The organism is Mycobacterium sp., assembly GCF_035570115.1.
Taxonomy (GTDB): Bacteria; Actinomycetota; Actinomycetes; order Mycobacteriales; family Mycobacteriaceae; genus Mycobacterium.
The window spans coordinates 26464-47628 of record NZ_DATMLH010000133.1; the positions used below are offsets into that span (position 1 = coordinate 26464).

At 65.6% G+C, this 21165-nt stretch carries 25 protein-coding genes; 12 read left to right on the forward strand and 13 right to left on the reverse strand.

The window, feature by feature from the left end:
• The first annotated feature begins 33 nt into the window (after nucleotides 1-33).
• On the forward strand, nucleotides 34-702 hold the full coding sequence (gene phoU, locus VNW74_RS12630; RefSeq protein WP_325677244.1) for a phosphate signaling complex protein PhoU: 669 nt from the start codon (nucleotides 34-36) through the stop codon (nucleotides 700-702).
• Here phoU and pstB read toward each other — a convergent pair.
• The 6 genes from pstB to VNW74_RS12660 form a co-directional block, all read right to left on the reverse strand.
• Entirely contained in the window at nucleotides 699-1475 is a 777-nt protein-coding gene (gene pstB / locus VNW74_RS12635) for a phosphate ABC transporter ATP-binding protein PstB (protein WP_325677245.1), read from the reverse strand. The genes phoU and pstB overlap by 4 nt on opposite strands.
• Nucleotides 1468-2400, reverse strand: a complete 933-nt coding sequence (pstA, locus tag VNW74_RS12640; RefSeq protein ID WP_325677246.1) for a phosphate ABC transporter permease PstA — start codon at nucleotides 2398-2400, stop codon at nucleotides 1468-1470. The genes pstB and pstA overlap by 8 nt, the downstream gene beginning before the upstream one ends.
• Nucleotides 2397-3341, reverse strand: coding sequence for a phosphate ABC transporter permease subunit PstC (gene pstC / locus VNW74_RS12645; RefSeq protein ID WP_414686668.1), 945 nt, complete (start codon nucleotides 3339-3341; stop codon nucleotides 2397-2399). Before pstC ends, pstA begins: the two co-directional genes overlap by 4 nt.
• A gap of 129 nt (nucleotides 3342-3470) precedes the next feature.
• A complete protein-coding gene (pstS, locus tag VNW74_RS12650; protein WP_325677286.1) occupies nucleotides 3471-4580 on the reverse strand; it encodes a phosphate ABC transporter substrate-binding protein PstS in 1110 nt (369 codons plus the stop codon).
• A gap of 125 nt (nucleotides 4581-4705) precedes the next feature.
• A complete protein-coding gene (mshD, locus tag VNW74_RS12655; RefSeq protein WP_325677250.1) occupies nucleotides 4706-5662 on the reverse strand; it encodes a mycothiol synthase in 957 nt (318 codons plus the stop codon).
• Nucleotides 5659-6423, reverse strand: coding sequence for a response regulator transcription factor (locus VNW74_RS12660; protein ID WP_325677252.1), 765 nt, complete (start codon nucleotides 6421-6423; stop codon nucleotides 5659-5661). The genes mshD and VNW74_RS12660 overlap by 4 nt, the downstream gene beginning before the upstream one ends.
• 190 nt (nucleotides 6424-6613) lie before the next feature.
• Between VNW74_RS12660 and lmeA the strand changes: the two genes are divergently transcribed.
• The 7 genes from lmeA (at nucleotide 6614) to VNW74_RS12690 (ending at nucleotide 10611) form a co-directional block, all read left to right on the forward strand.
• On the forward strand, nucleotides 6614-7426 hold the full coding sequence (gene lmeA / locus VNW74_RS12665; RefSeq protein WP_325677254.1) for a mannan chain length control protein LmeA: 813 nt from the start codon (nucleotides 6614-6616) through the stop codon (nucleotides 7424-7426).
• Between the two features lie 109 nt (nucleotides 7427-7535).
• Entirely contained in the window at nucleotides 7536-7949 is a 414-nt protein-coding gene (locus VNW74_RS12670) for a thioredoxin family protein (protein WP_414686669.1), read from the forward strand.
• Between the two features lie 11 nt (nucleotides 7950-7960).
• Complete coding sequence (locus VNW74_RS31900) at nucleotides 7961-8068, forward strand: Ms5788A family Cys-rich leader peptide (protein WP_414686670.1); 108 nt, start codon at nucleotides 7961-7963, stop codon at nucleotides 8066-8068.
• Nucleotides 8069-8166: 98 nt separating this feature from the next.
• Nucleotides 8167-8631 (forward strand): DUF4395 domain-containing protein, encoded by a 465-nt coding sequence (locus VNW74_RS12675; protein ID WP_325677258.1) that lies wholly within the window; start codon nucleotides 8167-8169, stop codon nucleotides 8629-8631.
• A 20-nt stretch (nucleotides 8632-8651) separates the two neighbouring features.
• A complete protein-coding gene (locus VNW74_RS12680) occupies nucleotides 8652-9485 on the forward strand; it encodes a sulfurtransferase (protein ID WP_325677260.1) in 834 nt (277 codons plus the stop codon).
• Between the two features lies 1 nt (nucleotide 9486).
• Entirely contained in the window at nucleotides 9487-9789 is a 303-nt protein-coding gene (locus VNW74_RS12685) for a DUF1416 domain-containing protein (protein ID WP_325677262.1), read from the forward strand.
• Between the two features lie 144 nt (nucleotides 9790-9933).
• On the forward strand, nucleotides 9934-10611 hold the full coding sequence (locus VNW74_RS12690) for an FABP family protein (RefSeq protein WP_325677264.1): 678 nt from the start codon (nucleotides 9934-9936) through the stop codon (nucleotides 10609-10611).
• 75 nt (nucleotides 10612-10686) lie between these two features.
• Here the strand turns inward: VNW74_RS12690 and VNW74_RS12695 are convergent, their stop codons facing one another.
• Both VNW74_RS12695 and VNW74_RS12700 read right to left on the reverse strand, forming a co-directional pair.
• Nucleotides 10687-11931: a hypothetical protein gene (locus VNW74_RS12695; protein ID WP_325677266.1), complete on the reverse strand. Its 1245-nt coding sequence runs from the start codon at nucleotides 11929-11931 to the stop codon at nucleotides 10687-10689.
• A gap of 560 nt (nucleotides 11932-12491) precedes the next feature.
• Nucleotides 12492-13361 (reverse strand): aminodeoxychorismate lyase, encoded by an 870-nt coding sequence (locus VNW74_RS12700; protein WP_325677288.1) that lies wholly within the window; start codon nucleotides 13359-13361, stop codon nucleotides 12492-12494.
• 58 nt (nucleotides 13362-13419) lie between these two features.
• Between VNW74_RS12700 and VNW74_RS12705 the strand changes: the two genes are divergently transcribed.
• Nucleotides 13420-14514, forward strand: a complete 1095-nt coding sequence (locus tag VNW74_RS12705; RefSeq protein ID WP_325677268.1) for a folate-binding protein YgfZ — start codon at nucleotides 13420-13422, stop codon at nucleotides 14512-14514.
• A gap of 146 nt (nucleotides 14515-14660) precedes the next feature.
• Nucleotides 14661-14837 (forward strand): DUF3073 domain-containing protein, encoded by a 177-nt coding sequence (locus VNW74_RS12710; protein ID WP_325677270.1) that lies wholly within the window; start codon nucleotides 14661-14663, stop codon nucleotides 14835-14837.
• A 55-nt stretch (nucleotides 14838-14892) separates the two neighbouring features.
• Here VNW74_RS12710 and purM read toward each other — a convergent pair whose 3' ends face one another.
• The 3 genes from purM to VNW74_RS12725 form a co-directional block, all read right to left on the reverse strand.
• Entirely contained in the window at nucleotides 14893-15987 is a 1095-nt protein-coding gene (gene purM / locus VNW74_RS12715; protein WP_325677272.1) for a phosphoribosylformylglycinamidine cyclo-ligase, read from the reverse strand.
• A gap of 58 nt (nucleotides 15988-16045) precedes the next feature.
• Nucleotides 16046-17629, reverse strand: coding sequence for an amidophosphoribosyltransferase (gene purF / locus VNW74_RS12720; RefSeq protein WP_325677273.1), 1584 nt, complete (start codon nucleotides 17627-17629; stop codon nucleotides 16046-16048).
• Nucleotides 17630-17799: 170 nt separating this feature from the next.
• The gene (locus VNW74_RS12725; protein WP_325677275.1) at nucleotides 17800-19380 is read right to left on the reverse strand and encodes an NAD(P)/FAD-dependent oxidoreductase; all 1581 of its coding nucleotides are present in this window, start codon (nucleotides 19378-19380) and stop codon (nucleotides 17800-17802) included.
• A gap of 122 nt (nucleotides 19381-19502) precedes the next feature.
• On the opposite strand from VNW74_RS12725, the gene VNW74_RS12730 reads away from it, so the two are divergent.
• Nucleotides 19503-20102 carry a TetR/AcrR family transcriptional regulator gene (locus tag VNW74_RS12730; protein WP_325677277.1) on the forward strand — a complete coding sequence of 200 codons (600 nt, stop codon included), beginning with the start codon at nucleotides 19503-19505 and terminating at the stop codon, nucleotides 20100-20102.
• On the opposite strand, the gene VNW74_RS12735 is transcribed toward VNW74_RS12730, so the two are convergent.
• Entirely contained in the window at nucleotides 20099-20491 is a 393-nt protein-coding gene (locus VNW74_RS12735; protein ID WP_325677279.1) for a sterol carrier family protein, read from the reverse strand. The genes VNW74_RS12730 and VNW74_RS12735 overlap by 4 nt on opposite strands.
• A gap of 55 nt (nucleotides 20492-20546) precedes the next feature.
• Between VNW74_RS12735 and VNW74_RS12740 the strand changes: the two genes are divergently transcribed.
• Entirely contained in the window at nucleotides 20547-20987 is a 441-nt protein-coding gene (locus VNW74_RS12740) for a PPOX class F420-dependent oxidoreductase (RefSeq protein WP_325677281.1), read from the forward strand.
• On the opposite strand, the gene VNW74_RS12745 is transcribed toward VNW74_RS12740, so the two are convergent.
• Nucleotides 20974-21165 (reverse strand): CPBP family intramembrane glutamic endopeptidase (locus VNW74_RS12745; protein WP_325677283.1); only part of this gene is annotated, 192 nt, incomplete at its 5' end. The two genes, VNW74_RS12740 and VNW74_RS12745, sit on opposite strands and share 14 nt — an antisense overlap.

Below are 21165 nucleotides of genomic sequence, written 5' to 3' on the forward strand. Positions count from 1 at the left end.
CCGGTCTGCGGATTCAGAACGTAGGCTTGCGATATGCGGACCGCGTACCACGAACAACTCGCTGAGCTCTCGGAACAACTCGGCGAGATGTGCGGGCTGGCCGGCGCGGCGATGGAACGCGCAACTCAGGCGCTGTTACAGGCCGATCTGGTGCTCGCCGAACAGGTCATCTCCGATCACGAGAAGATCGCAGAGCTCAGCACCCACGCCGAGGAGAGCGCTTTCGTATTGCTCGCCTTGCAAGCACCCGTCGCCGGCGACCTTCGGTCGATCGTGAGCGCAATTCAGATGGTCGCCGACATCGACCGGATGGGGGCGCTGGCCCTACACGTCGCCAAGATCGCCCGTCGGCGCCATCCGCAGCATGCATTACCCGAAGAGGTCAACGGGTACTTTGCCGAGATGGGCAGGGTGGCTGTGGAATTGGGTAACAGCGCGCAAGAAGTGCTGCAGTCCCGCGACCCGGAAAAGGCCGCGCGCATTCGCGAAGAAGACGACGCGATGGACGACCTGCACCGCCACCTGTTCACCGTATTGATGGATCGGGAGTGGAGGCACGGGGTGGCCTCAGCGGTGGACGTGACGTTGCTGGGCCGGTTCTACGAGAGGTTCGCCGATCACGCCGTCGAGGTGGCACGTCGGGTCATCTTCCAGGCCACAGGTCGCTTCCCCGACGACGAAGCCGTAGCCAAGTCCGGCTAGCCGAAGCGGCCGGAGATGTAGTCTTCGGTGGCCTTCTGAGTCGGGTTGGAGAAGATCTTCTCGGTGTCGTCGATCTCCACCAAGCGGCCCGGCTTTCCGACAGCCTCCAAGTTGAAAAACGCGGTATGGTCGCTGACCCGCGCCGCCTGCTGCATGTTATGGGTGACGATGACGATGGTGTATTCCTGTTTCAACTCTGCGATCAGATCCTCGATCGCCATCGTCGAGATCGGGTCCAGAGACGAGCACGGCTCATCCATCAGCAGCACATCGGGTTGCACGGCGATGGCCCGTGCGATGCACAGCCGCTGCTGCTGACCGCCGGACAACCCGCCGCCCGGCCTGTCCAACCGGTCCTTGACCTCTTCCCACAAGTTTGCAGCGCGCAGCGCGTATTGGGCGGTGTCGTCGAGCAGTTTTCGGTTGCGGACGCCCTGCAGTTTCAGCCCGGCCACCACATTGTCGCGAATTGACATGGTGGGGAACGGATTTGGCCGCTGGAAGACCATTCCGATCGCACGACGCACACCTACCGGGTCGATACCGGAGCCGTAGATGTCGTCATCGTCGAGCAGGACGCTACCCTGCATGCGCGCACCGGGGATGACTTCGTGCATCCGGTTCAGCGTGCGTAGCACCGTCGTCTTGCCGCATCCCGACGGGCCGATGAATGCCGTGACGCTGCGGGGCAGCACGGTTAGCGAAACGTCAGCGACCGCCTGGAACGAGCCGTAGTAGATGTTGACGTCCTTGAGATCTAACCGCTTAGCCACTGAAGCTCCTGCCTAGCGTCTGGGGCGCAAAGACTTTCGCGCCCACCCTGGCCCCCACATTAATAACGGCGATCAGCAGAATCAGCGTCAGGGCGGCGCCCCATAGCCGATCGGTGGGAATTGGGTTGGCACCCGCACCTGCCGAGGTCTGGTCGTACATCATGCCCGGCAACGACCCCATGAAGCCGGTGAACATGTCGAAGTTCATCGCCTGCGAATAGCCCACCAGGATCAGCAACGGGGCGGTCTCTCCCATCACCCTGGCCAGCGCCAACATGACGCCGGTAATGATGCCGGACAGCCCGGCTGGAAGCACAATTCTGGTGATCGTTTTCCACTTCGGCACGCCGAGCGCGAAGCTGGCCTCGCGCAGATCCGCCGGGACGATCCGCAGCATCTCCTCGGTCGAACGCACGATCACCGGAAGCATCAGCAATACCAACGCCAGCGACACCGCGAAACCGGACCGGGGAAAGCCGAGTGTGGCGATGCACAGCGCGTAGATGAACAACGCGGCCACGATCGACGGGACCCCGGTGAGGATGTCCACCGCGAATGTGGCCAGCTTGCCCAGCGGGGTGTCGCCGCCGTATTCGACCAGGTAGATGGCGACGAAAATGCCGACCGGTATGGAGATGATCGCGCATACCAGGCCCTGCATAACCGTGCCGACGATGGCATGGTAAGCGCCGCCACCAGGTAAGAACACCGTCATGTCGGCTTGGGAATGCGTCCACCACTCGCTGGACCTGACGGCGTTAAGACCTTTGGTCACAACCGAATACAGCACCCAGACCAGCGGTATCAGGGCCACCGCCACCGACAGCGTCACCAGCACCGTCGCGACCGCGTTGGCCAGCCGTCGCCGCAGGCTGACACCGGTGAATGTGCGCGCTTTGAGTGGGCGGTCCAGGATCGAGGTCATCGGATGTCCTTGCCGGCGACGGCGGCGCGCGCCATCGCGTTGACCACGAACGTGAGCAGGAAAAGCACCAACCCGGCGGCGATGTAGGCACCGGCTTTGTACTGGTCGTTGAACTCTGAAGCGGTGGCCGCAATCTTGGTCGCGAAGGTGTAGCCGCCGTCGAATAGCGACCAGCCGAACGCCGCCTGGGTGCCGCGCAGAATGATCAGCAACGCGACGGTCTCACCCAGCGCTCGGCCCAGTCCCAACATGGCGCCGCTGATGTAGCCGGATCGTCCGAACGGCAGCACGGTGGTCTTGACCACCTCCCAGCGGGTCGCGCCGAGCGCGAGCGCCGCCTCGATGTGGCTCTGCGGCGTTTTGACGAACACCTCGCGGGTGACCGCGCTGATGATCGGCAGGATCATCACCGCCAGCACGATCCCGGCGGTGAAGATGGTGCCGCCACCGGCAACCGAGACGTTGCCGGTGGCGAACAGGAAGAACCAGCCGAGGTGTTCATTGAGCCAGGTCGCGATCGGTCGCAACCGCGGTGCCAGCACGTACAGACCCCAGACCCCGTAGATGATCGACGGGACCGCGGCGAGCAGGTCGACCACATAGGCCAGCGGTCCGGTGATCCGGCGCGGCGAGTACTGGGTGAGGAAAATCGCGATACCCAAGGCCACCGGCATCGCCAGGATCAGGGCGAACAACGCCGCCAACACCGTCACCTGCAGCAGATCGAAGATGCCGAAATGCATCGCCGAGGTGTTCGTGGTGACCCAGTTGCCGCCGTAGGTGAAGAAATTCTCCTTGTCGCGCGCCAAGGCGGGGATCGCGCGCACGAGCAGAAATACGCCGATCGCGGCGATCAGAACGACGATCAAGACTCCCGAGCCCTCGGACAGGCCGTGAAACAGCCGTTCGCCACGGCCCGTTTTGCTGTTGGCCCACGACAGGGAGCGGGTAGCCGTCGGCTCGAGCGAAGCTGCGGCGACGACGTCACCCGAACCTGCATCGGCCGGGTTCGGCGTTGTCACTGTGTTCTCATCAATCAAAAGCCTTCGGCCACAGGTCAATCGGCTTGATCACTGGATCGCGTTGATCGCGGCGAGCAGGCGACGTTTGAACTTATCCGGCAATGCAATGTACCCGGCGGCGGGAAGACCGCTTTGAGCGTTGTCGGCGGCCACAGTCAACAGCGACTTGACCGCGGCGGTGGTGGCCGGGTCGTAACCCTTGGAGCAGACGATCTCGTAGGTGGCCAGCACCAGTGGGTACGCACCGGCCGCTTTGGTGCTGTAAAGCGACTTCAGGTTCAGTTTCAAGTCGTTACCCACGCCCGCGAAGGTAGCGCTGTCGATGGCCTTGCGCGCCGCGTCGTCACTGAGCGCCACCGCGCCGCTGCCGTCGTTGATCTGCGCGTACGGCACGCCGCTTTGGTCGGCGAAGCCCTTCTCGACGTACCCGATGGCGCCGGGCGTCGATTGCACGGCCTGGATGACGCCGGCGGACTTCTGCGCACCCTCCCCTACGCCGCCCTGAAACTCACTGCCGGTGCCCCTGGTCCAACTCTTCGGGGCGGCCGCGGCCAGATACTTCTGAAAGTTGTCGGTGGTACCCGAGGAATCCGACCGGTAGATCGGCGAGATCTTCTTGTCGGGCAGTGCCACACCGGGGTTGAGTGCGACGATGGCCGGATCGTTCCAGTTGTAGATCCCGCCGCTGAAGATCTGGGCCAGCACGTCAGCGTTGACAACCAGCTGCTTGACGCCGTCCAGATGGTAGGCGACCGCGACTGGCCCGAAAACCATCGGGAGATGCCAGGCCGGGTTCCCGTTGCAGCGCTTGGCCGCCGGATCGAGCTGGTCGTGACTGAGCGGTGAGTCCGAGCCGGCGAAATCCACATGGGCGGCGATGAACTGCTCACGTCCGGCGCCCGACCCGGTCGGGTTGTATGCCAGCTGCTTATCGGGACACAGCTGAGCCCAGTCCCGATTGAACAACGCGATCGCGTTTTGCTGAGCCGCGGAGCCCTCAGCGGTCAGGTCGCTCTTACCGCCGCAGTTCACCGGCCCCGTCGGTGCCGTCATGCCGTGCAGGTTGTTGTTGCTACCACAGCCGGTCAACATCAGGCTTACGGCCACACTCGTCGATACCGCCGCCACCAACGCCCTCCCCAGCCGGTGAAGCTTCACCGCTCTCACTTTCTCAATGACTTTGTCCACGACTGAGTCTCCCAGCAGCCATAGCCGGGCTATCCGGAAAGTATGCCCCAGGCGTAGACGGCATCCGCCTGTCACGTGAACGCCCAGTGAACAGCTCAGCGGAGGCCGGCGCCGCCGCTGGTAGAGCCCAGTGTGGACGCCGCGTAGGCGGTGTCGACGCTGTGCTGGGTGAATCCCAGGCGCCGATAGGTCCGCAACGCGGCGGTGTTGTCCGACTCGACGTAAAGCATCACCGTCGGTTGCGTTGCTGCGGCAAGTTGCCGCGCCAGGAACGCGACGCCCACCGACGTCAGCAGTCCACCCAGACCGGTGCCTTGTGCGGATGGATCGACGCCGACGATGTAGACCTCACCCAGGCCGGGCTCTTGCGCGTGCACTTTCGTCCAATGGAAGCCGAGCAGGGCGTCCGTCTGCTCGTCGACGGCCAGGAACAGCCCCTCGGGGTCGAACCACCACTCGGCTCGTCGCTCGGCCAGGTCGGTTGCCGTCCAGCCGCCCTGTTCTGGGTGCTCGGCGAACGCGGCATTGTTGACCCGCAGCAGCTCCGCGTCGTCGGCGGCACCGGCATAGGTCCGGATGCGCACCCCGTCGGGTATCGCCGGTTCTGCGATGCCGTCCAGCGAGCGGCGCATCTGAATGAGTTCTCGAACCGGCACCAGACCTAATACTGAGGCGGTCGCTCGCGCCGACTCCAGCGTTCCGTGCGCCCAAAAATGGTTCCGCCCAGCGGTTTTAGATAATGCGGCATGTATCATTGCGGCGCCGATACCACGTCGGCGGGATTGTGGGTGCACCACCAACTCCGCCATGCCGAACCGATCTTCCTGCCCCGGAGAAAGATTCAGGTAACCAATTACCCGCTTGTCTCGCTCGCCGCCACTGGGATCATGGCCGGTGGCCAGCAGGTGCCCGGTGCGCCGATGCGCCAACTCCCGCAGAACTTGCTCACCGACCGGTACCACTTCATCGAATTCCGCCGCCACGCTGACGAGTTCACGTATCTGCTGCTGCTCCTCCGCGGCCAGCACCACCCGCCACTCGGGTGACGTCACTGGCTGCGCAGCGGATCGCCCAGCGGGTCTTGGCGACTCTCTGCATCGAATTCGTTGTCCTCGGGCGCGGGCTCGCTGCCCGGCATCCGACCGCGGGTCGGGCGGACCGCCTTGTAGCCCACGTTGCGTACGGTGCCGATGAGCGATTCGTACTCCGGCCCCAGTTTCGCCCGCAGCCGACGCACGTGCACGTCGACCGTCCGCGTGCCACCGAAGAAGTCGTATCCCCACACCTCGTGCAACAGCTGTGCCCGGGTGAATACCCGGCCGGCATGTTGGGCCAGGTACTTCAGCAGCTCGAATTCCTTGTAGGTGAGGTCCAGCGGACGTCCGCGCAACCGGGCCGTATAGGTGCTCTCGTCGATCACCAGTTCGCCAAGCGTGATCTTGCCAACGCTTTCCTGGTCCTGCAGGCTGCCGCGCCGGCCGATCAGGAGTCGCAGCCGGGCATCGATCTCGGCGGGCCCGGTGCTGGGCAGCAGGATCTCGTCCAGACCCCAGTCGGCGTTGACGGCCACCAGGCCGCCCTCGTTCACCACCACCACCGCCGGAGTCGAGCGGCCCGTCGAACCCAGCAATCGGCACAGGCCGCGCGCTGCAGGCAGGTCAAGTCGCGCGTCGACGATCAATACGTCCGCGCTACCTGCTTCCAGCAGGGAAGAAACGTCGGGCGGCGCCGTGCGCACGGTATGGGCGAGCAGCGACAACGACGGCAGGACCACGTCCGGGTGCGGCTCCGCGGTCAGCAGTAGCAAGTCCAAACAAGCCCCTCCAGCGTCGTGGGAAAGGCGTCTCCCAAATTCATGGCGAGAAGTGAAGTTATCGGCCAGGTTATTTAACGATAGCGTGAACCCTAGTGTTCAGCGCGGGGACGATACATACCGGAACGCTCTGAGGGCGACATGGGCAGACCCGATCCCCGGTGGGGACGATGGCGCGGTAGGCCAGAATATGCGGATGCGTAAGGTGCTGGTCGGCGCGACGGCGTTGGTGCTGGCCATCGTGATCGTGCTCGTCGGGGCCGCGGCTGTCGATTTTGGGACCAGCATCTATGCGGAGTATCGGCTGTCCCGCACGGTTCGCGAGGCGGGTCACCTGGGCTTCGACCCATTCGTCGCGATTCTCGGCTTCCCGGTAATCCCCCAGGCGATGCGGGATCGCTACGACGACGTGGAGATCAAGGCCGCCGGAGTAGATCGTCCCGTGATCGGCAAGGCCACGTTGGAGGCCACCATGCACTCGGTCGACCTGACCGACGCGTCGTGGCTGATCCGGCCTGACGCCAAGCTTCTGCTCGGCAAGCTGGAGAGCCGGATCATCATCGACTCGCTGCATCTCGGCCGCTACATCGGTATGCGCGACCTGATGGTCGAGGCGCCCCCGCAGGAGACCAACAACGCGACCGGCGGCACTACCGAATCGGGGATTTCCAGCAACCATGGTCTGGTGTTCACCGGCACCCCGAAATCGGCCCACTTCGACAAGCAGGTCAGCGTCTCCGTCGACCTCTCGATGGCTGGCGACGATAAGACCACGCTGGTGTTCACCCCCACCGGGGTGTTGACCGGCCCGAACACCGCCAACCAGAAGGTTCCCGACGACAAGCGCGACGCAGTGCTCGCCGCGTTCGCCGGCAGGCTGCCCGACCAAAGACTTCCGTTCGGGGTGGCGCCCACGAGCCAGGGCGCCCGCGGCTCCGACGTGATCATCGAGGGAATCACCACGGGATTAACCATTACCCTCGACGGGTTTAATCAGCCATGATTCGCGCCAGCCGCGATGCAGAGCGGAGCGATGGGGTGGGGGCACGCCCGCTCGCCGCTGCGCGGCTGGGGGTACCCCCACCCGCTTGCGGGGGAGAGCGGCGCACGTGATCACCGCGATCGTGGCGGCGTTGGGCGGGCTCGCACTGGCCGCCGGCCTCGGGTGGCTGCTCACCCGCCGTGCCGGCGCCGTCCGGGCATCAGATCCCGAATCGACTCGCGAAGTGGACACCAGCGACCTCGGCCTGTCTGGCACCGGACCGACCCTCGTGCACTTCAGCGCGACGTGGTGCGGGCCGTGCGCCCGGGTGCGCCAAGTGATCGACCAGGTCAGCGAAGACCTTGGCGGGGTGGCGCATGTGGAAATCGATATGGACGCTAATCCGGATGCGGCGCGGCGGCTTTCGGTGCTGTCGCTACCCACCACGTTCATCTTCGATGTCGACGGGCGCCAGCGATACCGAGCGTCGGGTGTGCCCAAAGCTGGCGACTTACGCTCAGCGCTGTCCGAGCTGTTGGCTTGACCACCGAGCCGATGGGTAAACTGATCGACGTGTCAACCCGGCTGGAGCTCTTGCTCACCAAGCGCCGCACGGTAGATCTGTGCCGCGTCGCGGGTTGCTGCTGTTGTTGTAGTCGCTGAGTAGCCGCGCTTCCTCGCGCCGCGCTCGGAGCAGCCAGGAACAAACACCATGGCGTGCGTCCCTCATACCCGTGCACAGAGCACTTAGGAGCAGCATGATGTCGAGCCCCAAAACCGCCGACCAGGTCGATGTTCGAGGGCCGCGTTTCGCCGCCTGGGTCACCACCGTTGTGCTGGTGATCACCCTGCTTGTCTCGGGGGTCAGCCCGTTGGCCGCCGCGGTCATTCTGGGCCTGCAAGCCGTCATCTTCGCGATCGGCGCCGTGGGCGGCCCGCGTCGTCATCCCTACGGCCTCGTGTTCGCCAAAGTCGTGGCCCCACGCTTGGCACCGGTCCGCGAGCGTGAGCCGGTGCCTCCGCTGAAGTTCGCCCAGCTGGTTGGTTTGATCTTCGCGGTAGTCGGCACGGCCGGGTTCGCCGCCGGCGCGCCCCTCGTCGGCGTCATCGCCACCGGCGCTGCACTCGTGGCAGCGTTTCTCAACGCAGCTTTCGGGATCTGCCTGGGCTGCCAGCTCTACCCGCTCGTCGCGCGGCTAAAGCCAACCCCGAGCACATCGTCTTAACGACCGAAAGGATTCCCAACATGCCACGCTCCGACGTCCTGGTCTCCGCCGACTGGGCCCAGAGCAATCTCGATGCCGATCACGTCGTCCTCGTCGAGGTCGATGAGGACACCAGCGCCTACGACGGCGGCCACATCGCCGGCGCGGTCAAGCTGGACTGGCGTGACGATCTGCAGGACCCGGTGAAGCGCGACTTCGTCGACGCCCAGCAGTTCTCCAAGCTGCTGAGTGACCGCGGTATCTCCAACGACGACACCGTGGTCCTCTACGGCGGCAACAACAACTGGTTCGCCGCCTACGCCTACTGGTATTTCAAGCTGTACGGCCACGACGACGTCAAGCTGCTCGACGGTGGCCGCAAGAAGTGGGAGCTCGATGGGCGACCGCTGTCGAAGGACACGGTGACGCGTCCCGCGACGTCCTACACGGCCACGGCGCCCGACAACACCATCCGGGCGTTCCGCGACGAGGTGCTCGCCGCGATCAGCGTGAAAAACCTCGTCGACGTGCGCTCGCCCGACGAGTTCTCGGGCAAGATCCTGGCGCCGGCCCACTTGCCGCAGGAACAAAGCCAGCGGCCCGGCCACATCCCCGGCGCGATCAACGTGCCGTGGAGCAAAGCGGCCAACGAGGATGGCACCTTCAAGTCCGACGACGAGCTGGCCAAGCTCTACGCCGGCGCCGGTTTGGACGGGTCGAAGGAGACCATCGCCTACTGCCGGATCGGTGAGCGGTCGTCGCACACCTGGTTCGTGCTGCGCGAGCTGCTCGGACACCAAAATGTCAAGAACTACGACGGCAGTTGGACGGAATACGGCTCCCTGGTGGGCGCCCCGATCGAGTTGGGAAGCTGATATGTGCTCTGCACCAAAGCAAGGACAGACGTTGCCCGCCAGCGTCGACCTGGAGAAGGAGACGGTGATCACCGGTCGGGTCGTCGACGGCAACGGCGAGGCCGTTGGCGGCGCGTTCGTACGTCTGCTGGACTCCTCCGACGAGTTCACCGCCGAAGTTGTCGCGTCGGCCACCGGCGACTTCCGGTTCTTCGCCGCACCAGGGTCCTGGACGCTGCGGGCGCTGTCCGCGGCAGGTAACGGCGACGCGGCGGTGAACCCGTCCGGCGCGGGGATCCACGAGGTCGACGTCAAGATCGCCTGACCGGTCTCCCCGGCCAGTCGCAGCCCCCGTACCGATTAGACTCGTCGCCGTGGTTCTGTTCTTCGAGATCATGCTGATCGCGGCGGTGGTGGCGATCTCCTGGTTCGCGCTGTATGCGTTGTATCGGCTGATCACCGACGAGTCGTGAGTGAAGCTGAAGGCCTAGAAAGGCCCGACGAGTCGGCCCGTGCGCCCGGTTCCGCGGACCGTGCCGTCGCCGCAGCCGCCCAACGTGCCAAGGTGACCGCGAGCCGCAACATCCCCGTCTTCGACGACCTGCCCATCCCCGCGGACACCGCAAACCTGCGCGAAGGCGTTAACCTGAACGACGCCTTGTTGGCTCTGCTTCCGCTGGTCGGCGTCTGGCGCGGCGAGGGAGAGGGCCGCCGAGCCGACGGTGACTACCGGTTCGGGCAGCAGATCGTGGTCTCACACGACGGCGGCGACTATCTCAATTGGGAAGCCCGGTCCTGGCGGCTCACCGGTTCGGGCGACTACCAAGGACCCGACTTGCGTGAAACCGGCTACTGGCGCTTCGTGAACGAACCCGACGACCCGACCGAATCACAGGCCATCGAGTTGCTGCTGGCGCACTCCGCCGGCTACGTCGAACTGTTCTACGGGCGCCCGCTGAACCAGTCGTCGTGGGAATTGGCCACCGATGCCCTGGCCCGCAGCCGGTCGGGTGTGCTGGTCGGCGGCGCCAAGCGGCTTTACGGCATCGTCGAGGGTGGCGACCTGGCCTACGTGGAAGAACGGGTGGACGCCGACGGGGGGTTGGTGCCGCACCTGTCGGCGCGGCTATCGCGGTTCGTCGGCTAACGGCGCCGCGAGGTTGTCGTGGTCGAGATGAGCGCCTGGTCGCTCAACGGCGGAGTATACGGTGCGTCCCAGTGCCTAGCGAGGCCGTCGTTGGGCAGGTGTTCGTCGGGCAGGAGCGCAGCTCTTGTTTGCGGGGAGTTTCGTGCTCGCCGTCGCGAGAATCGGGTGCAGCGACGGGTTCGTTACGTCCGGGGTGTACACCTCCCAGAAGTCCACCCCGGCCGCCGAGACCCAGTCCAGGGCGCGGGTCAGGGATCCCGGGTCGGCGGGAGACATCGTTACGGCGTCCTGAAATGCGGTGACGATGTCGCCGCAGTGGGCCCGCACGAGGTTGTAGGCGGCGTCCGTCGGCCGTGTCGCTCCGCCCTTCATGCCGTCCTCCTGCAGGTCGAACTGCTGCTTGTACCGCATGCCCGCAGCGATGACGCTTATTCGGGTTGCTTCTTTCTGCCGCTGGTCGGGCCGACCGTCGTTGCCGATGGGCAGCCCCGGGTACAGCGCCAGGCCCAGATACTGGTTCGGGAACAGCCGGTGGTACTGGTCGAAGGCCTCTTTCCATGCATCGGTGAATTTCGCGGGCGTGTAGCCAAGGCTCGTCCATTCCGCGACGTCGGAGCCGCGTGTGTCCGGGGGCAGCGCGGTATCGCCGGATGTCCGGTCCGGCAGCGACATTTCGGTCGACACCGATGTCGGCCCGGCCACCTGGATCAACCGGAATTCGGGGCTAGACGCGTAGCGGTTCGCCACGGCTCCGAGGAAGTCGAACCAGCTGTGCAGGTAGGCCTGGTTCCAGGGCAGCGGAAGCGGCCGGGCCGGCGCTTTGCCGCTGTAGGAGAATTGGAAACTTTGTGATTGCACACCCGGCAACGTGAATACCCACGGCGGGCTCAAGAAGCCGGGGATCAAGGACAATCCGACCCATTTGCCGTGCGCGTGTGCCTGTTGGAATAGACAATCGAGCACCGACCAGTCATAGGTTCCCGCGGCGGGTTCCAGGGGGTCCCACCCGATCAGCAGATCCACGCCACTGACAGCCTGGTCGGTGAAGACTGCGGGCGGGAAGGGCTCCTTGTCTTTCCGATAAAGGCTGAAGTCAACGACGCCGGTCGGCCGGGAGAGGACCGCGCCCGCGCCGGCGGGCGCGGAGCACGACGCCGTCCCACCGGGTGCGGGGCTGGGCGTCGATTGCTGCGCCGACGACGCCGTCGCGCCGGGTGCGGGGGCGGGCGTCGATTGCTGCCCGGATGAGCAACTCGACAACCCGACTATGACGGCGCAAGCAACTATCGGCCGTAGGGCGGTTCGGCGCGAGATCGTCATGGCGCCTCCCAACTCTGGGCGGATTAGTGGGGCAATGATACGGCCGTCGGCGGTTAGAGCCAGTCACCCGCCCGGAAGATGGTCTGTGGCGCGCTCCACGGTTGCCGCGCGGTTGCGGCGCGGTGCGAATCCAGATGCCCCTGGGGTGCGGCCCGAGTCGTTGCGGCAGTTGTAGATCATCGTCCACGACGATCCGACCGGCGGTGTCCTGCGCGGGACGAACTGGAGGGTCGGGCCAGATCGCCGACCAGATGTCGGCCAAGGTGACGCCATAGCGGTTGCCGCAGAGGGTGTTTGAGGCGCCGAGCCCAATCTGTCGCGGTTCGCAAGCTGACCCCGAGAAATGGGCAGCCCCCGAGCCGTAGTTCCTGGTTGGACAAACCGGAGGCTCGGGGGCCGGGTGACTGCGGGGAATTCGCCAGCGCGCGCAGGTGATTCCTCGCCTGGTGCAGCTAGCGTGCAGCCACCTCACAAGTCCATTGAGCTATCAATTTCGCGGACCACCTCCTTCCCTGTGTACGGCCGACCGTACTCGCTCAGGGTTGCGCCGACAACCGATTTCAGCGATCGCTGACGATGGCGGCGTCGACGAGTCCGGCGAATTCCGTCGCCAACGGGGCACTGGGCAGTGCCTGGCCGTCGAGCGTATGGACGCGCGCCGCCAGCGTCATACTCGATACCAACCAAATCCCTTGCGCCGCAAAAAGGTCAGCGACACGCAGAGCGCGATAGTCACAGTCGTAGCCCTTGGCCCGGGCGACGCCGAACAGCGCCTGTTGCGTGGTACCGCGCAGGATCGGATACCAGGGCGGCGGCGTCAGCAGGCACACGTTGCCGCTGGCCCCTGCACCACCGACGGCGATCACCACCGTCGAACGAGGGCCCTCCAGAACGTAGCCGTCCGAGCTGACGAAGATGACGTCGCCGGCGCCTTGCCGGCCGGCATGTCGCAGAGCGGCCATGTTGATGGCGTAGGACAGCGTCTTGGCGCCGGCGAGCAGCCACGGCATCGCCTCGACACCGGTCGCGGGCAGCTCACGGGGCAACGTCACCGCGGCAACCCCGTCGCGGCGGGCCGCGGTGATCCGATCGGCGATCGGGTTGACGGTCACGTATGCGGTGGGCGCCGACCCGCGTTCCCGGCCGCGGCTGTAGACCAAACGCATCGCACCCTCATCGGCGGTGCCCGCCGCCCACCCCCGCGCCGCCAGGTCGATCGCGTGTCGCCAACCCGCCAGGTCCGGCTCCGGCAGGTCCAGCAGCTTGGCGGAGTGGCTCAGCCGGCCCAGATGCGCCTCCACCAGGCACGCGCCGCCGGCGCGGACCAGCAATGTCTCGAATACGCCGTCGCCACGTACCGCGGCGAGGTCGTCGGCGAACAGCAGTGGCGTCCCCGACGGATGTACCTCGCCGTCGAGCGTGACGACCACGCCCGGCTGGCCTGTCATGGACCAGAAGCCTAACGCCGTAGACCCGTAGAGTTGGTGTGTGTCCGCTGTTCCCGCCCCCGATACCGGGCCCGACGCCGGCGCGATCTGGCATTACGGCGATCCGCTGGGTGAGCAACGTGCAGCCGAAACCGGCGCCGTCCTGATCGATCGCTCGCACCGTCGGGTGCTCACGCTGACCGGCGCCGACCGGCAGACCTGGCTGCACAGCATCTCGACGCAGCACGTCAGCGAGCTTCCCGACGGCGCGAGCACGCAAAACCTCAGCCTGGACGGGCAGGGCCGGGTGGAAGATCACTGGGTCCAAACCGAGCTCGGCGCCATCACCTATCTCGACACCGAGCCTTGGCGCGGCGAGCCGCTGTTGGACTATCTGCGCAAGATGGTCTTCTGGTCGGATGTGACCCCCGCCCCTGCCGACGTCGCGGTGCTGTCGCTGCTGGGGCCGCAGCTGGCCGAACCAGCCGTGCTGAAGACGCTCGGATTGGATGCATTGCCCGCCGAGATGACCGCGGTGCCGATGCCCGGGACCGGCTTCGTACGACGGATGATCGGGGCGCCAGCTGGCCAAGTCGAGCTGGACGTGCTGGTTGACCGGCGCGAGTCCGCCGACCTACAGCGTCGTTTGACGCAGGCGGGGCTGCGCCCGGCCGGGGTGTGGGCCTACGAAGCCCACCGGGTGGCGGCCGTGCGCCCGCGGCTCGGCGTCGACACCGACGAACGGACGATCCCGCACGAAGTGGGTTGGATCGGCGGTCCGGGGCTGGGTGGCGTCCACCTCGACAAAGGCTGCTATCGCGGTCAGGAGACCGTCGCGCGGGTGCACAACCTGGGCAAACCGCCCCGCATGCTGGTGTTGTTGCACCTGGACGGGTCGGCGGACCGGCCGACTACCGGCGACGCGGTGCTGGCCAACGGCCGCGCGGTGGGCAGGCTTGGAACCGTGGTCGAACACGTCGACCTCGGCCCGGTGGCGCTCGCGCTACTCAAGCGCGGGGTACCGGCCGATACCGCCCTCATTACCGGCCGCGACGCCGAGGTGCCCGCAGCGATCGACGCCGACTCGCTGCCGCCGCTCGATGGGCCCGGCGCCGGGCGGGTGGCCGTCGAGCGATTGAGGGGAACGCCGCGATGAACGTCTGAACGACGTGCCGCACAAGGTGCGGGGTGCAACAGCGCACAGCCATCGGGCACGGTAAGCTGTCGGCAGGACAATAAAGACAAAAGATCGGAGCCGCCTGCTCGTTGGGCCGCTCCGTTATTGCGCGAGGGGGTTCCCCCATGGGCCGCGGCCGGGCTAAGGCGAAGCAGACCAAGGTTGCTCGAGAACTTAAGTACAGCTCACCGCAGACCGATTTCGAGCGGCTTCAGCGCGAGCTGTCCGGGTCGGGCGATGACGACGCCGACCCGTCAGACGGCGAAGACCCCTGGAGCGACGAGAGCGAGTGGCGGCGCTGAAAGCCGGGTTTTCCGGCCATTTCCGGCCCGCGTTGTTATCGGTTGAAGTTGGTTTTTAGAACCTTGGGTGTTGCCCGACGAGCTTGGCTCGTGGGCTTTCTTTCCCGCCCTTGTTGATTGCGCCCAGCACCCAGCAGTCCAAGTGCCGGGCGGTCAGTATTGCCAGCGCCCGGTCGGTGTCTTCCGGCGCCACCACGGCAATCATCCCGACGCCCATGTTGAAGGTTTTTTCCATCTCGGCGCGAGCGACCCTGCCACGCTGGGCAATCATCCCGAACACCGGCGCGGGCGTCCATGTGCCGCGGTCGACCTCGGCGACCAGCCCGTGCGGGATGACGCGTTCCAGATTGCCGGCCAACCCGCCGCCCGTCACATGACAGAACGTCCGGACTTGGGTTTCGGCGGCCAGCGCGAGACAGTCCTTGGCGTAGATGAGAGTCGGCTCGAGCAGCTCTTCGCCAAGCGTGCGGCCGAATTCTTCGATGTAACCGGCCAGGTTCATCCGGTCGATCTCCAGCAGAACCTTTCGGGCCAGCGAGTATCCGTTCGAGTGCAGACCGGACGATCCCATCGCGATGATGACGTCCCCCGGCTTGACCCGGTCCGGGCCAAGAACGTCGTCGGCTTCGACTACGCCGACGCCGGTGGCGGAAATGTCGTAGTGGTCCGGTTCGATCAGACCGGGGTGTTCGGCGGTTTCGCCGCCGAGCAGGGCGCAACCCGCACGGATGCACCCTTCGGCGATACCGCCGACGATCGCGTTGAGCCGTTCCGGCACGATACGGCCCAAGGCGATGTAGTCCAGCAGGAACATCGGCTCGGCGCCGCAGACCACGAGGTCGTCGACCACCATCGCCACCAAGTCCAGGCCGACGGTGTCGTGCTTGTCCATCGCCTGCGCAACCGCCAGCTTGGTGCCGACGCCGTCGCTGGACGCCGCCAGCAACGGTTCGCGGTAATCACTACGCAGCGCAAACAATCCGGCGAATCCACCAAGCTTGCTGCGTACCTCGGGCCTGGTGGCTTTGGATGCCAGCGGCTTGAACAATTCGACAGCGCGGTCCCCGGCTTCGATATCGACTCCGGCCGATGCATACGTAGCGCCCGGGGCGGCCGGGTCTTTTCCGGACTTTTTTGTGAGGTCGGCCATCGTCGATAAAGGCTACCGGTCGGCGCCGAACACGCGTATCGGCCACCCGTCCACTGAGCTAGGGGTGGCGCAGCACGGAGGCCTGCTCCGCTTCCGGGGAAATTTCGCGAGCCGCCAGACTGGCTTGGGCCACGACCTCTGCGGCCTGCACGGCTCCCCGCGCGGTGGAGGCAAGCATGTGCTCGATGACGTTTTTGCCCAGTGCGGTCTCGCTGGGCAGCTCGATCGGATACTTGCCGTCGAAGCAGGCCGCGCAGAGCCGCGAGGTGGGTTGCTCGGTCGCGGCGATCAGACCCCGTAGCGAGATGTATCCCAGCGTGTCGGCGTTGATGGCATGCCGTACCGCTTCGAGCATCTCGTCTTCGTCTTCGACGGCGTTCGCGATCAACTCAGCCGGCGAAGGGAAGTCGATGCCGTAGAAGCACGGCCATTTCACCGGCGGCGAGGCGATCCGCACATGCACCTCCACTGCGCCGGCCTCGCGCAGCATCCTGACCAGAGCGCGCTGGGTATTGCCCCGGACGATCGAGTCGTCGACGACGATGAGCCGCTTGCCGCGGATGACCTCCTTGAGCGGATTTAGCTTCAGCCGGATTCCAAGCTGGCGGATGGTCTGCGACGGCTGAATGAACGTCCGCCCGACGTAGGCGTTTTTCATCAGGCCTTGCCCGTAGGGGATACCGGCCTCCTGCGCATAGCCGACCGCGGCAGGTGTGCCGGATTCCGGAACGCCGATCACCAGGTCGGCATCGATCGGACATTCGCGGGCCAGCCGACGACCGATCTCGAGCCGGGCGCCGTGGACCGAGCGGCCGGCGATCGTGCTGTCCGGTCGTGCCAGGTAGACGTACTCGAAAATGCAGCCCTTGGGTTCGGGGTTGGCGAAGCGGGTGGACCGGACGCCGTCGGCGTCGATCGCCAGAAGTTCGCCCGGCTCGATGTCGCGGACGAACGAGGCGCCGACGATGTCCAGAGCAGCGGTTTCGGAGGCCACCACCCAGCCGCGGTCCAGCCGTCCCAGGGACAGCGGCCGCACGCCGTACGGGTCGCGCGCGGCGTAGAGGGTGTTCTCGTCCATGAACGTCAAGCAGAACGCGCCACGCACTGTCGGCAGCAGTTCCATCGCCGACTGTTCCAGGCTGGAGTCGGCGGCACCGTGGGCCAGCAGCGCGCCCAGCATGTCGGAGTCGGTGGTGGCCGCGAAGGGAACCCGGGTGTGCATCAATCCCGCCGCCCGGGCACGAGCGACCAGCTCGGCGCTGTTCACCAGATTGCCGTTGTGCCCCAACGCCACCCCGGTGCCGGCGGCGGTGTTGCGGAACACCGGTTGTGCGTTCTCCCAGGTGGTTTGGCCGGTGGTGGAGTATCGGCAGTGCCCGATGGCAACGTGGCCCTCCATGGCCGCCAACGTCTGCTCTTCGAAAACCTGGCTGACCAGGCCGAGGTCCTTGAATACCAGCACCTGGGACCCGTCGGCCACGGCGATACCAGCGGCCTCCTGGCCGCGGTGCTGCAGCGCGTAAAGCCCGAAATAGGTGAGTTTGGCGACTTGTTCGCCGGGTGCCCATACGCCGAATACACCGCATTCTTCGCCGGGCGGGTTTTCCAGGTTTTCTGCGGGCAATGGCTGCTGGGCGGTCACGATGTGGCGGCTCCCCGGGAGGCGATTGGTGACGTAATGCAGTCTACGATGACCGCGGCCAAGCAACCGAATCCGACCAGCGTGTTGACCCGCTTATCTGGCCTGCGGCAGGCATTTTCGGTTCAGCTCTTAGCTGATTTTGCCACACCAATCCCAGCAGTCACTTCCGTCTAATCACGACCGGAACTGGCGCCGACGTCGTCGAGCACTTGATACGCGGCGTTGTAGCCGGGCGTGAACGTGATGCCGGGCCCACCGTGACAGCCGGCGCTCGCCAGGTAGAGCCCGCTGATCGAAATCGGCAAGTCGACGAACCCTTTCGGCCCGGGCCGGTTGGGCCCCATCAAATCGGGATGCAGCAGCCCGTGGCAGAAATCACCCGACGGTGCCCCGAACATGGTCTGCATGTGGTACGGCGCGAAAGTGATGTGCCGGATGACGATGTCGCGGAAGTTCGGCGCATAGCGGGTGATCTTGTCGATAACCCGTTGCGCCATCTCGTTTTTCAGATGTCCGTGCTGGTCGCGGCTGGCTTCGACGGGAAACGCGTAGGCATACGCGCTCGCCGCGTGCTTGCCCGGCGGCGCCAGTCCAGGGTCCATGCAGGACGGTATCTGCATGCCCAGCGATGGATTGTCGGGCACCAAGCCGCGGGTGCACATCTCCCACTGGCGCTGCTGTTCCTCGGGTGAGCCGAAAATTCCGATGGACTGCTGCATGCCGGGTTCGTTGAGCAGCTCGTAGGGCGGCGCGAACTCCGGCAGGCCGTCGAGAGCGAAATGCATTTGGATGAATGCGGCACGGTGGTCGCGACCGGTCAGCCGGGTGATCAAGTCCGCGGGCAGGTGCTCCGCGCCGACGAGGTCGGTGAGGGTGAGATCGGGAGCGAGGTTGGATACCACCACGGGTGCGCTGATGGTGGACCCATCGCGGAGTCGTACGCCGATGACACGGTCGTTCTCGACGAGGATCTTCTCGGCTTTGGCCCGGAAGCGGATCTGGCCGCCACGGGAGACGAAAAGCTCATGGAGGTGTTCGGTGAGCGCTCCGATACCGCCGGCGAGTTTGGTCATCATCGCGGTGCTGTCGTCGGGCACCGCCAGCGCAAAGGCCAGGCAAGTGGCACTGCCGGGCGTGTACGGTCCGCGATAGGTGGAGTTGACGGCCAGAAAGGCCAGCATCCCGCGCATGATCGCGTGCTTTTCTTTGTCCGGCAGGTAGCGGTCGATGGCGTCCATCGCCGAGCCGAACAGCATTTGATGGATGGCCGTACGTTCGGCCTCCGTGGCTGCGCAGGAATACATCTGGTCGAGCGTTTTCGGTGGTGTGCGCACCTCAAATCGACCCAGCGCTTTCGCCGGCCCCTGGCTCCAGCCGATCAACTCGGCCATGCCCATGATCGCGTCGGCGCCGTGTTTCTCGCCGAGATGCGTCATCAGCTGCATCGGATCGCGGTAGAAGATCATCGGCTCCTCACCGGACTCGCCGATATTGACCGACATGACTTCGGCGTCGACGGTCGGAAGGGTATCCAGGCCGAGCTCTTTGGTGATCTGGGGAGCGGTGGGAAACTGCACCGACCCTGCGATCTCGTAGCGGAATCCGTCGATGAGCTCGACCGTCGCGGCCATTCCACCGCTATAGGTGTTTGCCTCCAGACACAGCGTGCGCAGGCCCGCACCAGCCAGGATGGCCGCCGCCGTCAGGCCGTTGTGCCCGGCGCCGACAACGATCGCGTCATAGTCAGTCATGGCTCGGATCCCTTCGTTAGGCCCCTACCCGGCCGCGCACACAGCAGAATATGTCAGTACTGACACAATAGGAAGATGTCAGTACTGACATAGTCCGGGAATTCGCGATAGCATCTGGCGCGATGACGGAGCCGATCAACCTTCACGAGCTGCGCCGGCGATCGACGCACGAGGCGTTGCGCCGGGTAGCTCTGGCGCAGTTCGCCAGTAACGGCTTCGGCAATGTGACGGTGACGCAGCTGGCCACCGAGGCCGGCGTCACCGAGCGCACATTCTTCCGGCACTTCCCCAGCAAGGAAGCAGTCCTGTTCCAGGACTACGACACCCACCTGGACTGGCTGGCCGAGGCCTTGGCGCAACGACCCGCCTCGGAGACCCTGTTCGATGCCGTGTTGGCCAGCGTGACGAGCTTCCCGCACGACGTGGAAGTGGTTCGCCAGGCCGCGATCGCCCGTTCGACGTTGATATCCGCCGAGCGCATCTCCGCGCATTTGCGAGTGGTGCAGTCGTCGTTCGCCGAGGTGCTGACCGACTTCATCAAGGCCCGCTACGCCGGCGTTCCCAACCTCGACCTCGTCGCTGAGGTCGCGGGAGCCACCCTGGCGGCGGCTCTTGTGGTGGCGGTTCAGAAGTGGGGCGATGACGGCTGCACTGGCGACCTGGGTGAAATCGTCGCCGCCAGTGTCGATCTGGTGCGTTCCGGGCTCGCGCCGCTGGCCTAACCGGCCAACCGCACCAGCGGCAGCCAGGTCTGGATCTCAGACGCACGCGAGCCGGAGAGACGCAGCGCCCCGGCGGCGCCGGCGTCCGGTACCGCCAGCAGTCCGGTGGCCAGCAGCAGCCACGTTCGAGGGTCGGTCTCGACCACATTGGGCGGTGTGCCTCGGGTGTGCCTCGGCCCGGAGATGCATTGCACCGCGACGAATGGCGGAATTCTGACCTCGACGCTGGCGCCCGGCGCTTGTGCGGCCAGCGTGCGCGCGGTGAGCCGGACTGCCGCCGCCAGGTCCGCACGACTGGGCGCCGGACGGGTGTCGTCGCGCAGCCAGTCTTCGACAGCCCGGACCGCTTCACGGGCCTTTACCGGGTCGGCGTTATGTCGGGCGGCCATCCCCCTAGCGTCTCACCCTTGACCTCAACTGAAGTTGAGACTCTAGCGTGGGCCTATGTCGTTCAAATCGCATGAAATTGAGTTCATGAAGTCTGCCGACCTCGCCCGGCTGGCCACCATCCAGCCGGACGGGACACTGCAGAACAATCCGGTCGGCTTCAGCTACAACGAAGATCTGGGCACCTTGGACATTCATGGGTACCGGATGTCGAAAAGCCGCAAGTTCCGCAACGTGGTTTCCAACAACACCGTCGCACTGGTGATCGACGACATCTTGTCCCGCAACCCGTGGCGGGTGCGGTGCCTGGAGATTAGAGGGACCGCTGAACCGGCCGAGTCCGGCGAGCGGCGCACGGAGCCCAACGATGACGGGATCGACACCGCGATCATTCGGATTACCCCACGCCGCATCATCAGCTTCGGCATCGACGACACCGAGACCGAGCCGCACAAGCTTGCAGCCGACAGCCGCGACGTGCCGACTACCGCCGACTAGCCCGCGACCGCCGCTGGATGGTCAGCGCCGCCACCGCGGCGGACTCGTTGATTGCCAAGTGCGCCAGCATTGGCGCGCTGAGGCTGCCGGAATGTTCTGCCAGCCAACCAAATATCCAGCCCGCACCGCCGGTAGCGAGCACGGTGGGCAGCACGGGCTCACCGGTCGCGCGCGCATC

Bases quoted from the DNA above. Each gene is read 5' to 3' on its own strand.
- VNW74_RS31900 (WP_414686670.1), top strand. From the start codon at position 7,961: ATGGGTAAACTGATCGACGTGTCAACCCGGCTGGAGCTCTTGCTCACC.
- lmeA (WP_325677254.1), top strand. From the start codon at position 6,614: ATGCGGATGCGTAAGGTGCTGGTCGGCGCGACGGCGTTGGTGCTGGCC.
- purM (WP_325677272.1), bottom strand. From the start codon at position 15,987: ATGGCCGACCTCACAAAAAAGTCCGGAAAAGACCCGGCCGCCCCGGGC.
- VNW74_RS12685 (WP_325677262.1), top strand. From the start codon at position 9,487: ATGTGCTCTGCACCAAAGCAAGGACAGACGTTGCCCGCCAGCGTCGAC.
- VNW74_RS12730 (WP_325677277.1), top strand. From the start codon at position 19,503: ATGACGGAGCCGATCAACCTTCACGAGCTGCGCCGGCGATCGACGCAC.
- VNW74_RS12680 (WP_325677260.1), top strand. From the start codon at position 8,652: ATGCCACGCTCCGACGTCCTGGTCTCCGCCGACTGGGCCCAGAGCAAT.
- VNW74_RS12675 (WP_325677258.1), top strand. From the start codon at position 8,167: ATGTCGAGCCCCAAAACCGCCGACCAGGTCGATGTTCGAGGGCCGCGT.
- VNW74_RS12740 (WP_325677281.1), top strand. From the start codon at position 20,547: ATGTCGTTCAAATCGCATGAAATTGAGTTCATGAAGTCTGCCGACCTC.
- phoU (WP_325677244.1), top strand. From the start codon at position 34: ATGCGGACCGCGTACCACGAACAACTCGCTGAGCTCTCGGAACAACTC.
- VNW74_RS12695 (WP_325677266.1), bottom strand. From the start codon at position 11,931: ATGACGATCTCGCGCCGAACCGCCCTACGGCCGATAGTTGCTTGCGCC.
- VNW74_RS12735 (WP_325677279.1), bottom strand. From the start codon at position 20,491: ATGGCCGCCCGACATAACGCCGACCCGGTAAAGGCCCGTGAAGCGGTC.
- VNW74_RS12710 (WP_325677270.1), top strand. From the start codon at position 14,661: ATGGGCCGCGGCCGGGCTAAGGCGAAGCAGACCAAGGTTGCTCGAGAA.
- pstA (WP_325677246.1), bottom strand. From the start codon at position 2,400: ATGACCTCGATCCTGGACCGCCCACTCAAAGCGCGCACATTCACCGGT.
- VNW74_RS12725 (WP_325677275.1), bottom strand. From the start codon at position 19,380: ATGACTGACTATGACGCGATCGTTGTCGGCGCCGGGCACAACGGCCTG.